This window comes from Arthrobacter sp. Cza30, assembly GCF_059090765.1.
Window position 1 is genome coordinate 340,870 of record NZ_JBNHGA010000003.1, and the last position, 14,300, is coordinate 355,169.

12 protein-coding genes are annotated in these 14,300 nt (G+C 71.0%); 6 read left to right on the forward strand and 6 right to left on the reverse strand.

The genetic code is table 11. From position 1 onward, the window contains the following. Nucleotides 1–39: 39 nt before the first annotated feature. Entirely contained in the window at nucleotides 40–3,348 is a 3,309-nt protein-coding gene (locus AC5RVZ_RS11165; protein ID WP_494065822.1) for a rhamnogalacturonan lyase family protein, read from the reverse strand. A gap of 220 nt (nucleotides 3,349–3,568) precedes the next feature. On the opposite strand from AC5RVZ_RS11165, the gene AC5RVZ_RS11170 reads away from it, so the two are divergent. The 3 genes from AC5RVZ_RS11170 (at nucleotide 3,569) to AC5RVZ_RS11180 (ending at nucleotide 6,673) form a co-directional block, all read left to right on the forward strand. Next, nucleotides 3,569–4,756, forward strand: coding sequence for an ROK family transcriptional regulator (locus AC5RVZ_RS11170; protein WP_494065823.1), 1,188 nt, complete (start codon nucleotides 3,569–3,571; stop codon nucleotides 4,754–4,756). 108 nt (nucleotides 4,757–4,864) lie between these two features. After that, complete coding sequence (locus AC5RVZ_RS11175; RefSeq protein ID WP_494065824.1) at nucleotides 4,865–6,280, forward strand: aspartate aminotransferase family protein; 1,416 nt, start codon at nucleotides 4,865–4,867, stop codon at nucleotides 6,278–6,280. 33 nt (nucleotides 6,281–6,313) lie between these two features. Next, a complete protein-coding gene (locus AC5RVZ_RS11180) occupies nucleotides 6,314–6,673 on the forward strand; it encodes a DUF7882 family protein (protein WP_494065825.1) in 360 nt (119 codons plus the stop codon). A 31-nt stretch (nucleotides 6,674–6,704) separates the two neighbouring features. Here AC5RVZ_RS11180 and AC5RVZ_RS11185 read toward each other — a convergent pair whose 3' ends face one another. From AC5RVZ_RS11185 to AC5RVZ_RS11205, 5 genes are all read right to left on the reverse strand, one after another. Further along, nucleotides 6,705–7,037 (reverse strand): DUF7882 family protein, encoded by a 333-nt coding sequence (locus AC5RVZ_RS11185; protein ID WP_494065826.1) that lies wholly within the window; start codon nucleotides 7,035–7,037, stop codon nucleotides 6,705–6,707. 116 nt (nucleotides 7,038–7,153) lie between these two features. Then, nucleotides 7,154–8,311: a cystathionine gamma-synthase gene (locus tag AC5RVZ_RS11190; RefSeq protein WP_494065827.1), complete on the reverse strand. Its 1,158-nt coding sequence runs from the start codon at nucleotides 8,309–8,311 to the stop codon at nucleotides 7,154–7,156. Beyond that, nucleotides 8,308–9,309 (reverse strand): PLP-dependent cysteine synthase family protein, encoded by a 1,002-nt coding sequence (locus tag AC5RVZ_RS11195; RefSeq protein ID WP_494065828.1) that lies wholly within the window; start codon nucleotides 9,307–9,309, stop codon nucleotides 8,308–8,310. Before AC5RVZ_RS11195 ends, AC5RVZ_RS11190 begins: the two co-directional genes overlap by 4 nt. A gap of 69 nt (nucleotides 9,310–9,378) precedes the next feature. After that, complete coding sequence (locus AC5RVZ_RS11200; protein ID WP_494065829.1) at nucleotides 9,379–10,323, reverse strand: sulfurtransferase; 945 nt, start codon at nucleotides 10,321–10,323, stop codon at nucleotides 9,379–9,381. Between the two features lie 133 nt (nucleotides 10,324–10,456). Then, entirely contained in the window at nucleotides 10,457–12,592 is a 2,136-nt protein-coding gene (locus tag AC5RVZ_RS11205; RefSeq protein WP_494065830.1) for a RecQ family ATP-dependent DNA helicase, read from the reverse strand. Nucleotides 12,593–12,692: 100 nt separating this feature from the next. Between AC5RVZ_RS11205 and AC5RVZ_RS11210 the strand changes: the two genes are divergently transcribed. The 3 genes from AC5RVZ_RS11210 (at nucleotide 12,693) to AC5RVZ_RS11220 (ending at nucleotide 14,229) form a co-directional block, all read left to right on the forward strand. After that, a complete protein-coding gene (locus tag AC5RVZ_RS11210) occupies nucleotides 12,693–12,977 on the forward strand; it encodes a DUF6412 domain-containing protein (RefSeq protein ID WP_494065831.1) in 285 nt (94 codons plus the stop codon). Nucleotides 12,978–13,061: 84 nt separating this feature from the next. After that, nucleotides 13,062–13,811 carry a YidC/Oxa1 family membrane protein insertase gene (locus tag AC5RVZ_RS11215; protein WP_494065832.1) on the forward strand — a complete coding sequence of 250 codons (750 nt, stop codon included), beginning with the start codon at nucleotides 13,062–13,064 and terminating at the stop codon, nucleotides 13,809–13,811. A gap of 25 nt (nucleotides 13,812–13,836) precedes the next feature. Further along, the gene (locus AC5RVZ_RS11220) at nucleotides 13,837–14,229 is read left to right on the forward strand and encodes a pyridoxamine 5'-phosphate oxidase family protein (protein ID WP_494065833.1); all 393 of its coding nucleotides are present in this window, start codon (nucleotides 13,837–13,839) and stop codon (nucleotides 14,227–14,229) included. Nucleotides 14,230–14,300: the final 71 nt, after the last annotated feature.

Here is a 14,300-nt window from a genome sequence, read left to right on the forward strand (position 1 = left end):
CGGGGCGGGCCGGCGAAGCCGACCCGCCCCGCCGCGTCGTCACCTGTCGCGCCCGACCTTGCGCACGGTGAGGCTCACCGGCTCGCTCACCGAAGGAGCGACTCCGTCCGCACCGGCTCCCTGCCGTGGGATGCCCGCGAACTCCGCCGTCAGCTGGTGCGTCCCTGGCTCGAGCGGACCCACGTGGGCCTTCGCGATGCCTCTGCGGTCCAGTGCGACCGGCTCGCCGACGGGCTCGCCGTCCAGCAGCAGCTGCACCGTCGCGCCCTCGACGGGAAGCGGCGCCGTCACTTCGACCGTGACCGGCAGCTTCTGGGCGGAGACGAGCTCCGTCCGCGGCACGGACACCTCGACCTCCGAGGCGTGGATCGTCGGCACCGCGATGTCCGTCCGCTGCGACGGCAGCTCCGCCTCGTCGCCGAGGTAGAAGCCGGCAAACCCGACCTGGTCGTAGCCGTTGTTCTTGTTGGCGACGCCGTTGCGGTACATCGGGTCGTGCATCAGCGTACGGATGCCGTACTCGGTCGGTGCCAGCGTCGTGACGATGCCCAGGCGGTTGCCGCTGGCACGGAGGATCAGCTCCTCGCGCCAGTCGCCGAACATGTCGGCCTTGAGCGTCGGCGTGCTCTTGTTCCCGGTCGAGGTCAGTCCGGTCGCGAGGTAGGCAGTGGCGGCGAACGTGAGGTCGTCGATGCTGTTGATCGTCGCTCCGTTGACGCCCATGTGCGTGAGCCCGCCGCCGAACCAGATCGCGTTCTGTCCCTGTGCGATGCCCCGCGAGGTCGCGGTGGTGGTGAGGATCTCACCGGTGACCATGCTGCGCACCTCCCTGGTCGCACCGGCGGAGCCGGCCTGGGCGCCGGGCCAGCGGTTCGAGAAGTTCCCCGCCACGCTGCCCTCGTCGTCGCTTCCGGCGTACACCCCGAAGATGAGCGAGTTCTCGTGCACGACCTCGCCGTTCTCGTCGAGCCGCTTCCCCTTCATGGGGTCGTAGCCGGCGGGGCCGGGGATCCACCCGAGATGGTGCCCGGTCCTCATGTCGTCGAGGAGGTGCTCCTCCATGCCCGACCATTCCCGGATGTTGTCGTCCTTGTCGACCGGCAGCAGCGCGCCCCGGTCGCCGTGACGCAGCGGCGCCCAGACGTTCAGCGGGTTGTTGCGCACCTCATCCGTGGCGAACTGGAACTGGCCGGCGACCGGCGGCACCCCGTTCAGGCCCTCGATCGTCGGCATGACGTCGCCGTTGAGCACCTTCGGCAGGATCTTCGTCCTGTCGGCGTTCAGGCCCAGCACCATGGCCTTCATCACGACCTCGTCCCAGCCGTCGCCGTCGAGGTCGGCGGACTTGGTGTCGTGGTTCCCGCGGTTCTGGTAGTCGTACGCCTCGCCGCCGAGCGACCAGTACTCCGGATCGGCGGAGTCGAACGTCGCCTGCAGATTGACCTCGCCGTCGACGATGTTGAACGCGGCGAGCGTCGTGCGGTGATAGTAGCCGCGCTGCGACACGGCGTACTTGTTCACGCCGTCCAGCGCCGCCACGACTCCGACGTAGCGGTTCGCCCGGTTGCCCTGGGCGTCGCCGTACGAGGCGGCCTTCCACGGGTTCTCGAGCCAGTACGCCTCGGACTCGGCCATGATCTGGGCTTTGTAGTCGCTCGCCGAGGTGCCCGCTCCCGGACCGGGGAAGGCCAGGTACGAGTAGTTGCCGCGCTGGGTGGCCGGCGTCATCGCCCAGTTCTCACCGTCGACGCTGCCCTGGTAGGTGTGCGGGTACCGCTCGCTGTCCACGAGCACGCCCTTGCCGGCTTCGGCATCCCATTCGAAGGCCGAGAAGAACTCCTGGTCATCCTTGGCGGGACCGATCGGACCGACGTGGTACGTCTTGATCCAGCGCTTGAGCGCGGGGTCGTTCGGCCCGTCGTTGCCGCCGCCGACGGTCGGGCTGCGGTAGGAGATGGTGAAGCTGTTCAGGAGCGACCAGTAGGTGTCGAGCGCCTGCTCGTCGCCTGTGGAGAAGTACTCCTTGAACCTGTCGGTCGTGGCGTTGAGCCCGTCCTCGCCCCCGACGACACCGGAGTCGGGGTAGACCACCGATTGGGATGCCTCGTCCCAGTTGCCGATGCGGGTGCCCAGCGCGGTCTTCAGCATGAGCTCGGACGTGCCGTCGCCGTCGAAGTCCTCGGCGAACAGCGTCGTCTCGTGGTCGTTGGCCGCTCGGACGTTGTATCCCATGTCGACGCGGAAGAGCAGGGTTCCGTCCTGCTTGTAGACGTCCACGTACTCCGGAGCGGTCGTGGTGTTGCTGCCGCCGAAGATCGGCTCGGAGTACATCGGGTCCTGCTGGGTGCTGCGCCACTTGACGACGATCTCGTACTCGCCGTCGCCGTCGAAGTCGCCGACGGTCATGTCGTGCGTGGAGTACGGCGCGCTCTGCGAGGTGTGAATGGCGCCGGCATCCGTCTTGGCGTACGGCAGTCGCGTGCCGCTGTCGAGCTGCTCGACGTACTGGATGAACTTCGCCTCCAGTTCGGCGTACAGCGCATCGCCGATGATGCCGTCCGCGCCGAGGGCGGCGCTGGGCTGCCAGCTCTCGCCGTTGTACGCGTTGAGCTGCTCCACCCAGCCGTTCAGCTGTTCCGCGGTCACCGGCGTCTTGGCATCGTGCGGCTCGCGGAACGCCCGGAGCAGGTTCATGTCGACGACGTACCAGTGCTGGCCGCCCGTGCCCGGGACCACCATGTCGGCGGGGTTCAGACTGGTCCCGGGGCCGAACCGGTGGCCGCGATAGGTGAAGTGAGCCAGGGGCACCGGAGCCGGTGCCGGCTTGAGCGGGATGTAGTGCACCGCGCCGCGATCGGCCTGGCCCGCCTGTCCGGCGAGGCTCGACAGCATCGGCACGCTCATGCCCTGCCGGGCGCCTTCGACGCCGTCGACCACGGGCGCCACCTCGTACACGCTGGCGACCGTGCCGTCGGGATCGGTGTAGTTGGAGGGCGTGACGTCCTCCTTGACGACGCCGGGGTTCGTGTCGTAGTCGCTCTCGGGCTGCACGTCGCGCGGCTCGATGGTCGCGATCTTCGTGAAGCCGGCATCGCCGTCCTTGCGGTACACGTTCCACGCGAGGCCGTCCGGCTCATCGCCGAGGAAGCGCCAGCTGAGGAACACGCCGCCCGCCGTCTGCGCCGCCACCAGGCCGCGCGTCAGATACTCCATCGGACGCAGATCTCCGGGGTTCTCCGCCGCCGCGGGCACCGGCCCGGCCGCCATGGCCGGAGCGACACCGGCCATCGGCAGGACGACGCTCAGCGCCACGGTCAGCGGGAGCAGTCTCCGCCATGTCGTTCGCACTTCGCACTCTCCTTCGAGTGATGGGGGATCCGGCTCCCAGTGCGCCGACCGACACTGGGCAACCGCTTTCCCGCTCCATCCTCGTCAACGGATCGCGATCGCACAACCCCCGAGCCCGCATTCCACGGCAACAACGGCGTGCGTCCGAGCACCATCGCAGGTGTCGATGCCACCTCGACGAGGCGCTGAACGGCGACACCACGGCCTTACAGTGAGTCGGGTGACAGAAGCATCCGTCGCCACGGAGGGCGTGCGCCAGCGCAACCTCGCCCGGCTGCTGCGACTGGTGCGCCTGGGCGGTCCCCTCTCCCGCGCGGCGCTCACCGAGAACACCGGGCTGAACCGCTCGACGGTCGGCGATCTCGTGTCGGAGCTGGTCAGTCTGGGCCTCGTCGAGGAACGCGCACCCGACGCGGCAGGGCGCGTCGGCAGGCCCTCGCCCGTCGTCGCCGTCCGGGACGACGTCATGGCGATCGCCGTGAACCCCGAGGTCGACGCGCTCGAGATCGCGGCGGTGGGCCTGGGCCGCGGCATCCCGGCTCGCGAACGGCTGGACGTCGATCATCTGCTGACCCCCGAAGAGACGGCGCGGCTGGTCGCCGACCGTGTCGCGGCGTGGCGGGAGGGGCCGCTGGCGCAGTCCCGCATCGTCGCCGTCGGCCTCGCCGTGCCGGGCCTCGTCCGAGCCTCCGACGGGCGCGTGCGCAACGCGCCGCATCTGCACTGGCTGAACGTGCCGCTGTCGGACCTCGTGGCACAGGCGACGGGGCTTCCCACGGTCGTCGGCAATGACGCGACCCTGGGCGCTCTCGCCGAGCACCTGTACGGCGCCGCGTGCGGCGTCGATGACGTCGTCTATCTCAACGGCGGCGCGAGCGGCATCGGCGGCGGGCTCATCGTGCACGGGATGCCGGTGTCCGGTGCCGGCGGATACGCGGGAGAGTTCGGCCAGAACCGTCCCGGCATCGCGGCCGAGACCGACCGTCGCGCCGACGGCGGCGTGCTCGAGGACGAGGTGAGCCGCGCGCGCCTTCTGGAGGCAGTCGGGCTCGCGACGGCGGACGAGCCGACGCTCGCGGACGCGCTCGCGGGGCGCCGGGATGCCGCAGTCCAGGCGGAGGTGTCGCGTCAGCGGCGAATCCTCGCGACAGCGCTCGCGAACGCCGTCAACGTGCTGAACCCCTCGGTGGTGGTCCTCGGCGGCTTCCTGGCGACACTGGCCTCGCAGGACCGGGACGAGCTCGTCGCGGCCGTCGGTGCGCAGGCGATGCCGGCGAACATGGAGGGGCTGGACATCCGCGTGGCCTCGCTGGCCGAGGATCGGCTCCTCATCGGAGCAGCCGAGGTCGCCTTCGCCGATCTGCTGCGAGACCCCGCAGGCGCCGGCCGCGCCGCCGACAGGTCCTGACGGACCGCGGACGGTCCGCCGCATCCGACGCAGGAACCGGACGAACCGTCATGGCCCCGCTTTCAGCCCGCGAGTATCGTCGAGAGGAGTCTCGACGGAAGGCCTCTCATGTCCACCACCGCGCAATCCGTTACCCGACGCCCGTCCCGCAGCGACGCCGAGCTGCAGCAGATGGCGAAGGACCACCTCTGGATGCACTTCGCCCGCCAGTCCGTGATGACCGATGGACCGGGCGTGCCCATCATCGTCAAGGGCGAGGGACATCACATCTGGGACTCCCGGGGCAAGCGCTACATCGACGGGCTCGCGGGCCTGTTCGTGGTCGCCGCGGGTCACGGCCGCAAGCGCCTCGCCGAGGTCGCGGCCAAGCAGGCCGAGGAGCTGGCGTTCTTCCCCATCTGGTCGTATGCGCATCCGGCGGCGATCGAGCTCGCCGACCGGCTGGCGGACTATGCGCCCGGCGACCTGAACAAGGTCTTCTTCTCCACCGGCGGCGGTGAGGCGGTCGAGACCGCGTTCAAGCTGGCGAAGTACTACTGGAAGATCCAGGGCAAGCCCACCAAGCACAAGGTCATCTCGCGGTCGATCGCCTACCACGGCACCCCGCAGGGCGCCCTCGCCATCACCGGCATCCCGGCCATGAAGGCCATGTTCGAGCCCGTCACGCCGGGCGGCTTCCGCGTGCCCAACACGAACTTCTACCGCGCTGCCGACATGGGGGCGCCTGCCGACGACCTCGAGGCCTTCGGCGTGTGGGCTGCCGACCGCATCGAGGAGATGATCCTCTTCGAGGGCCCCGACACGGTCGCCGCCGTGTTCCTCGAGCCGGTGCAGAACTCGGGAGGCTGCTTCCCGCCGCCTCCGGGGTACTTCCAGCGCGTGCGGGAGATCTGCGACCGGTACGACGTCCTGCTGGTCTCGGATGAGGTGATCTGCGCCTTCGGCCGCGTCGGCCACATGTTCGCGTGCGACGCCTACGGGTACGTGCCCGACATGATCACGTGCGCGAAGGCGATGACCAGCGGCTACTCCCCGATCGGCGCGACCATCGTGAGCGACCGCATCTACGAGCCGTTCGCACACGGCGACCGCGCCTTCTACCACGGGTACACGTTCGGCGGTCATCCCGTCTCGGCGGCGGTGGCGATGGAGAACCTCGACATCTTCGAGGAGGAGGGCCTCAACGAGCGGGTGCGGGAGTACTCCCCCGTCTTCCGGTCGACGCTCGAGAAGCTCACCGACCTGCCCATCGTCGGCGACGTGCGTGGCGATGGCTACTTCTTCGGCATCGAGCTCGTGAAGGACAAGGCCACGAAGGAGACCTTCGACGACGACGAGTCCGAGCGGCTGCTGCGGGGCTTCCTGTCGAAGGCCCTGTTCGACGCCGGACTCTACTGCCGAGCCGACGACCGCGGAGACCCGGTGATCCAGCTCGCCCCGCCGCTGACCATCGGGCCGGCGGAGTTCGACGAGATCGAGCAGATCCTTCGCGGCGTCCTGACGGAGGCATGGACGCGCCTCTGACGCGCGGCACCCCGGGAGGCTATGGTGAGCCCCGTGGGCACGATCTATTACGGCGGCTCGGCGATGCCGATACACATCGACGACCGCACCCTCGCACACCTGAAGGTTGTGATCGCCACGAAGCTGCGCCGGGGCGAGAGTTTCACGGTGTCCTGGCGCCACCCCGACGATCAGCCAGCCGGCCGCAGCACCATCTGGCTGCATCCGTCGATTCCGCTGCGCTTCGTCTTCGAAGAGCCGGAGGCTCCGCCGCTGAGCCGCTCCTGGATCGAGGAGCTGGCGAACTCCGCGAGTTCGACGGGCGGCATCATGCTCGTGTCCGAGCAGACGCAGACCGGTCCGGTCTCGACCGTCGCGTCGGATGCCGAGGCCACCGGAGCGGTGATCCCGTAGACCTGGCGACGGCGGCGGCGGTGGACGTCCGTCAGGCGGACGCGTTCTCGTCGGTCTCGGGGCGCTGGTCCTCCATCGGCTCAGGAATGACGCTCAGCCCGGCCGGCCCGCTCGCGGCGAGCATGAGCTCTTCGATCCACAGGCGGTTGATCCGCGGCTGACGGCTTCCGAAGAAGTGGAACTGCAGCGGCACGGCGGGATGGATCCAGAAGCTGCGACGACCGCTGCCGTCGCCGACCTCGACGTCGAACATGAACGGCTCGGAGCGACGCAGCTTGTTCATCATCACGATCCTCAGGTGCGCGAGCGTGCGATCGTCGATGTCGATCGAGTTCCCCGAGGTGTCGTAGATGAACCGGCCCATGGGAGGAGCATATCGCCGCCGCTACGGCGCGAACGCCCCACGAAGCAGGGCGCCCGGGCGCGTCGCGACGGCCGGCGCATCGTCCGCCCGCCTCAGCCGAGAGGCGGCATCCACGCTCAGAGCGAGGCGAGCGCCTCGTCGAGGTCGGCGATCAGGTCGTCGGCGGTTTCGATCCCCACTGAGAGGCGCACGACCTCGGCCGGCACCGCGAGCTCCGTCCCCCTCACCGACGCGTGCGTCATCTCATCGGGATAGTTCATGAGCGACTCCACACCGCCGAGCGACTCGGCCAGCTGGAACAGCCGCGTCGACTCCGCGAAGCGACGCGCGGCCGGGGCATCCGCGAGCGCGACCGAGACGATGCCGCCGAACCCGCTCATCTGGCGCGCCGCGAGCTCGTGCCCGGGATGCGTCGGCAGCCCGGGGTAGTACACGCGCTGCACAGCCGGATGCGCCACGAGGAACTGCGCGATCCGCTGCGCGTTCTCGCTGTGCCGCTGCATGCGCAGTGCGAGGGTCTTGATGCCGCGCGTGGTCAGCCACGCGTCCAGCGGGCCCGAGACGGCGCCCACGGCGAACTGCAGGAACTTCGCCTTCTCGTACAGCGCGTCGTCGTTCAGCACCAGAGCGCCGCCGACCACGTCGGAGTGCCCGCCGAGGTACTTGGTCGTCGAGTGCACCACGACATCGGCGCCGTGAGCGAGCGGCTGCTGCAGGGCTGGCGAGGCGAACGTGTTGTCGACGACGACCAGCGCGCCGGCGTCGTGGCCGAGAGCGGCGAGCCCGGCGATGTCGGCGATCCGCAGCAGCGGATTGCTCGGCGTCTCCACCCACAGCACGCGCGCCGGTCGCTCCTCGAGCGCCGCGCGCACCGCGGCGAGATCGCTCATGTCGACCACGCGCACGCCCACGCCCCAGTCGCCGAGCACGCGCGCGATCAGGCGGTAGGTGCCGCCGTAGACGTCGTTGCCGAGCAGCACCTCGTCGCCCGGGCTCAGCGCCGCACGCAGCAGTGCGTCCTCGGCGGCAAGTCCGGATGCGAACGACAGCGCATGCGCGCCGCCCTCGAGCGCCGCCAGCTGGGTCTCGAGCGCCGCGCGCGTGGGGTTGCCGCTGCGCCCGTACTCGAAGCCGCCGCGGAGCCCCCCGATGCCGTCCTGCGCGTAGGTGGTCGAGAAGTGCACGGGCGGGATGACGGCGCCCGTGGCGGGGTCGAACGCCTGCCCGGCGTGCACGGCGCGGGTCTCGAAGCCGCGATCGGTGGACGAGCTCATGCGAAGTCTCCTTGAGTCGGAAGGGCGGATGCTGCGGGTCGGGGAACCTCGAAGCCGTGGGCCCGCATCCAGTCGTCGTCGTGGATCTTGCTCAGGTACCCGCGCCCGTGGTCGGGAAGGAGCACGACGACGACGGCCTCGGCGGGGAGATGCCGCGCCGTGCGCAGGGCCGCGGCCACCGCCATGCCGCTCGACCCGCCGACGAGAAGGCCCTCCTCGCGGGCCAGCCGACGGGTCATCGCGAAAGCGTCGGCATCCGAGATCCGGTGGATCTCGTCGACGACGCCGGGGTCGTACGTCTCGGGCCAGAAGTCCTCGCCGACGCCCTCGACCAGGTAGCCGTGCACGGGGCCGCCGGAGTAGATGGATCCCTCGGGGTCCGCGCCGACGATCCGGACCGCTCCTCCGGATGCCTCGCGCAGGTACCGGCCCGTGCCGGTGATGGTGCCGCCCGTGCCGATGCCCGCCACGAAGTGGGTGACCCGACCGTCGGTGTCGCGCCAGATCTCCGGACCGGTGGTCTCGTAGTGGCTGCGGGGCCCGTTCTGGTTGGCGAACTGATCGGGCTTGAACGCCCCGGGGATCTCCCGTGCCAGGCGGTCGGACACGCTGTAGTACGAGCGCGGGTCCTCGGGCGGCACGCTGGTGTCGGTGACCACGACCTCGGCGCCGTACGCCTTGAGGACGGCGACCTTCTCACCGGCGAACTTGTCCGGCACGACGAAGATCATGCGGTAGCCGCGCTGCAGCGCCACCAGCGCGAGGCCGACGCCGGTGTTGCCGCTGGTGGGTTCGACGATGGTGCCGCCGGGCTTAAGCAGGCCCTGCTGCTCGGCGGCGTCGATGATGCGGCGAGCGATGCGGTCTTTGGCCGACCCGCCGGGATTGAAGTACTCCACTTTCGCGAGCACGGTGGCGGCGATGCCGTCGGTGACACGGGAGAGCTGGACGAGAGGGGTGTTGCCGACGAGGTCGGCGACGCTGTGGGCGTAACGCACGGGAGGTCCTGAGGTGTTGCCGCGCTGTGCGCGGGAGATGTCGGGGTCGCGGAGGCGTGCCGGAGGCACTCAGCGACAACAGCGACAGGTCAACACGCGGGCCAGTCTAGAGGCATCCCGGCGAGGAAGTCGAGATGCCGTCGCGCCGCGTCGGCGTCCGCTCAGAGCGGGATGACGTCCAGCGACGGCGCGGGGCCGGATCAGCCGCCCGCGCGTGCGCGACCACTCGCTCCATGACCCGGGGTACACGGCGACCTCGAGGCCCGCGAGCGCTGCCGCGAGCGCGGTGTGCGTCGCGGCGATCCCCGACCCGCAGTAGGCCGCGACCGGCACACCGTCCGCGGCGCCGGCGGCCGCGAACCTCGCGCGGATCTCCTCCGCGGGTCGGAAGCGACCGGCGGCCACGTGCAGCGTCGTGGGCAGGTTGACCGCGCCCGGGATGTGACCGGCGACGGGATCGACGGGATCGGACTCGCCGCGGTACCGCTCGGGTGCGCGCACGTCGAGCAGCACACCGTGGTCGGGCCACTCCTCGGCCGCGTCGATGTCGACGACCCCGCCCTGGAGCTGGTCGAGGACGACGTTCCCGGGGCGAGGCAGCACATCCTCCGTCTCGAGCGGAAGCCGCTCGGCGACCCACGCGCGCAGGCCCCCGTCGAGGACGCGGACATCCGCGACGCCGGAGCGGGTCAGCAGCCACCAGGCGCGGGCGGCCGCCACCGACTGCACGTCGTCATAGGCCACGACCACATCGCCGTCGCTGATCCCCCACCGCCGCGCGGCATCCTGCAGCCGCTCCCGCGTGGGCAGGGGGTGCCGGCCGCGGCGGGGATCGTCTCGTTCGGCCAGTTCGCGGTCAAGATCGACGTACACCGCGCCCGGCAGATGACCGTCCAGGTACGCCGGGCGCCCCTCGGGCTGATCGAGACGCCAGCGCACGTCGAGCAGCCGCGGCGATCGCTTCGCCCGGATGAGGTCGGCGAGCTCCTGCGGCGAGATCAGCGGAGAGGACATGGGGTCATGGTCACGCCGCGATGTCGCTGCGGAGAAGGGCAGGACGTCATACGAGGCGACACGACGAAACGCGCCGACACACGAGGTCACATGACGCGGCGGAGGTCGCGGCCGGGCGACCGCGCGTCGGAGGTCAGCCGCGCAGCGCCAGCGCGAAGGGCAGCACCGCCGTCGCGCCGGCGGCGCGCAGCGCCCGCGCCGCCACCGTGATCGTCCAGCGGCTGTCGACGAGGTCGTCGACCAGAAGGACCGGGCCGGCCGGCACGGCGAGGTGCAGCGCGGAGAATCGGTTCCACACGCCTGCGAGGCGGAAGGCGCTGTTGCCGCCCGGCTGTCCGGACGGCCCGCCTTCGACCGGCTCCAGCTCTCCGAGGAACGGCAGCCGGCCGATCTCGGCGAGCCCGCGCGCCAGCGATGCGACCAGCTGCGGTTTCGACCGGGACGGCATCGCGACGACGGCCTCCGGCCGGCGCTCCCATGTCCACTCCGCCAGCACCCGCACACAGGCCGCCGTCATGTCCGGCGGCATGGGGGCATCGGCCGCGCCTGCGGCGAACAGCTCGCGCAGCGGGCCGCCCCACCCGAGGTCGGTGAGACGTGCGAGCGCGCGACCCTCGCTCGCCTGCTCATCGACGGCGATGCGCCCCTTCACCGGGATGCCGAGTCTGTCGGCTCCGGTGGGCCACATGCGCCGCGGCTCGATGGGGACGCCGACGCTGTCCAGGGCCGCAGCGGCTGCCTCCGCCACGTCCGCGGGGACGCCGGTCGGATACCAGGCGCCGGCGCAGTTGTCGCAGCGACCGCATGGTGCCGCGGTGTCATCGTCGAGGGCTCGCTGGAGGAACTCCATGCGGCACGTGGAGGTGCGCTCGTACTCGAGCATGTGCTCCTGCTCGGCGACGCGTTCGGCCGCGATCCGTCGGTACCGCTCCTCGTCGTAGCGCCATGGCGCACCGGTGGCGATCCACCCGCCTTGGACGCGTGCGACCGCACCGTCGACATCGAGCACCTTCAGCAGCAGCTCGAGGGGATTTCGCCGGATGTCGACGACCGCCTCGAGGGCGGGCGTCGACATGGGCGAGCCGGATCCGGAGAGGGCCGCCAGGACGCGTTCGGCGCGCTCCCGGTCGGGCATGGACGCAGTGGCGAAGTAGTGCCAGATGTCGCGGTCCTCCACTCCGGGCAGGAGCAGCACGTCCGCCGACGCCGTCGCGCGACCGGCGCGCCCGACCTGCTGGTAGTACGACACCGGCGATGACGGCGCGCCGACATGGACGACGAAGCCGAGGTCGGGCTTGTCGAACCCCATGCCGAGCGCACTGGTCGCCACGAGCGCCTTCACGCGGTTGTCCTTGAGGAGCTGCTCGGACTCCTCGCGCTCATCGGCATCCGTCTGCCCGGTGTAGGCCCGCACGTCGTAGCCCTGATCGCGCAGCAGCCGTGCGATGTCGGTCGCGGCCGACACGGTGAGCGTGTAGATGATGCCGGAACCGGGGAGATCGCGCAGGTGGCCGACCAGCCACGCCAGCCTGCTGGGCGCGGTCGGCAGCTGCAACACACCGAGGCGCAGCGAGGTGCGCGCGAGCGGCCCCCGGATGGTGAGCACATCGCGCCCGCCGCCGGGCTCGGAAGCCGGGTCGGCAACAGCGTCGGCGCTCAACTGCTCGGCGACGTCCGCGACGACCCGGCTGTTAGCCGTCGCCGTGGTGGCCAGGACCGGCACGCCCGCCGGCATCCGAGCGATGAGCTCGCGGAGGCGACGGTAGTCGGGGCGGAAGTCGTGACCCCAGTCGCTGATGCAGTGCGCCTCGTCGACGACGAGCAGCCCGATGCGCGGGATCAGCACCGGCAGCTGGTCGTCGCGGAAGGACGGGTTGTTGAGTCGCTCGGGTGAGACCAGCAGCACGTCGACCTCGTTCCGGTCGAGCTGCTCGCGCACGTCGCGCCACTCGTGCGCATTGGTCGAGTTGATCGCGACAGCGCGGACGCCGGCGCGGCGGGCGGCGGCGATCTGATCCCGCATGAGGGCCAGGAGGGGCGAGACCAGCACCGTGGGGCCGGCGCCGCGGCGCCGAAGGAGCAGCGTCGCGACGAAGTAGACGGCGGACTTGCCCCACCCCGTGCGCTGCACGACGAGCGCCCGGCGGCGCCCCTCGACCAGCGCCTCGATCGCCTCGAACTGCCCCTCGTGGAAGTCCGCGTCGTCGCGCCCGACGAGCTCGCGCAGCGCCGCGACGGCATCGTCTCGGGTGGTGGTCGTGGCGGTCATGCCTCCAGCCTGCCTGACGGCGCCGACATCCGGGGCGCCCTCGGACGCCGCATCCCGCCGTGCTAGCGTGAGCGGCATCCAGGGGAGGCGGTGACAGGGGATGCTCGAGTCGATCGGCGTCGTGCTGCGTGTGCTCCTCGAGGTGCTCGGCCTCACCGCAGCCGTGCCGGAGCCCGGGATGCTGGCCTTCGCCGGCGTGACGATCGCGGCGTTGGCGCTCACGGCGCTCGTGGCCGTCGTCCTCGACATCCGGCTGGGACCCGAACGCGCGGCTCCGCATCCGCGGCGGGCCATCGACGTGTCGACAGTCCTCTCGCAGAGCCACCCGGATGCCGCGGGCCACGCGCGTCCACGTGCCCCAGGTTTCGCGGTCCCGGCCGCGTAGCCTCTGATCGCCCGTTCGCGGGCCGTTCCCGAGTGCCCTCGCGGCCAGACGCCGCCGACGACACTTCACCGAACGGACCCGTGCATGGACCTGTCCACCTTCCCTCCGATCGCCGCTCTCCTCGACGCGGCCTACACCGCACTGCTCGCCCTCTCGCAGCTGCTCGCCCCGGTCGCGGGCAGCGCCGCCGCCGCGGCATCCATCGTCCTGGTGACGCTGCTGGTGCGGGCGGCCATCATCCCCCTCGGGGTCGCGCAAGCGCGGGCCGAGCAGACGCGCAGCCGGATCGCGCCGCGCCTGCGGGAGCTGCAGCAGCGGCACCGCAGGAATCCCGAGCGGCTGCAGCGGGAGATGGCGAAGCTGTACGCCGACGAGAAGACATCGCCGTTCGCCGGCTGCGTCCCGATGCTGGTGCAGGCACCGGTTCTCGGGCTCGTGTACGCGCTCTTCCTGCATCCGGTCATCGCCGGGCACGCCAACGAGCTGCTGAGCGAACAGCTGTTCGGCGCCCCGCTCGGAACCAGCCTCGTCGCAGCGATCGGCGCGGGCACGGCGACGTGGTCCACCGCGGTCGTGTTCGGCGCTGCGATCGCGCTCATCGTGGTGGTCGCCGAGCTGACGCGCCGGGCTTTTCGGCCGGCATCGGGGACGATCGATGCCGCACCGGGCGGCACGGCGATGGTCGGCATCGCCGGGGCGCTGCCTTTCACGACGGCCGTGGTCGCCGTGTTCGTGCCCCTCGCCGCGGTGCTGTACCTCACGACGACGGTCGTGTGGACGCTCGTGCAGCGCCTCATCCTGCGGCGCCGGTACCCGCCGGCGACCCCGGCCTGACCCGCGCTCCCGACAGAATGGGTCGATGCGCACGCTGTCATCCCTGACCGAGGCGGGTCTCGAGTTCGTGTCGGACTACCACCTCGCGACCCTGTCGACGATCGGCCGCGACGGGGGCATCCATGTCGTCGCGGTGGGGTACACCGTCCACAACGGTGCGGTGCGCATCATCACCTCCGACGGCACCCAGAAGGTGCGCAACGTCGAACGCGACCCACGCGCGACGGTCGCCCAGGTGGCGGGCGCGCGGTGGCTCAGCATCGCCGGGCACGCGACGATCGAGCGGGACGCCCAGGCGGTGCGGCTCGCCGAGGAACTGTATGCGCGCCGGTACCGGCCGCCCCGGGTGAATCCCCGGCGCGTCGTGATCAGGATCGACCCGACGACCGTGATGGCGTCCGCAGGTCTGCTCGTCTGAGCGTCCGGCGCGCGAACCTTCCCGCCGCATCCAGGATATCGGGCGAGGGGGGCCTTGCGGCAAGGGCCCCC

Bases quoted from the DNA above. Each gene is read 5' to 3' on its own strand.
- AC5RVZ_RS11175 (WP_494065824.1), top strand. From the start codon at position 4,865: ATGTCCACCACCGCGCAATCCGTTACCCGACGCCCGTCCCGCAGCGAC.
- AC5RVZ_RS11185 (WP_494065826.1), bottom strand. From the start codon at position 7,037: ATGGGCCGGTTCATCTACGACACCTCGGGGAACTCGATCGACATCGAC.
- AC5RVZ_RS11190 (WP_494065827.1), bottom strand. From the start codon at position 8,311: ATGAGCTCGTCCACCGATCGCGGCTTCGAGACCCGCGCCGTGCACGCC.
- AC5RVZ_RS11200 (WP_494065829.1), bottom strand. From the start codon at position 10,323: ATGTCCTCTCCGCTGATCTCGCCGCAGGAGCTCGCCGACCTCATCCGG.
- AC5RVZ_RS11205 (WP_494065830.1), bottom strand. From the start codon at position 12,592: ATGACCGCCACGACCACCACCCGAGACGATGCCGTCGCGGCGCTGCGC.
- AC5RVZ_RS11210 (WP_494065831.1), top strand. From the start codon at position 12,693: ATGCTCGAGTCGATCGGCGTCGTGCTGCGTGTGCTCCTCGAGGTGCTC.
- AC5RVZ_RS11215 (WP_494065832.1), top strand. From the start codon at position 13,062: ATGGACCTGTCCACCTTCCCTCCGATCGCCGCTCTCCTCGACGCGGCC.
- AC5RVZ_RS11220 (WP_494065833.1), top strand. From the start codon at position 13,837: ATGCGCACGCTGTCATCCCTGACCGAGGCGGGTCTCGAGTTCGTGTCG.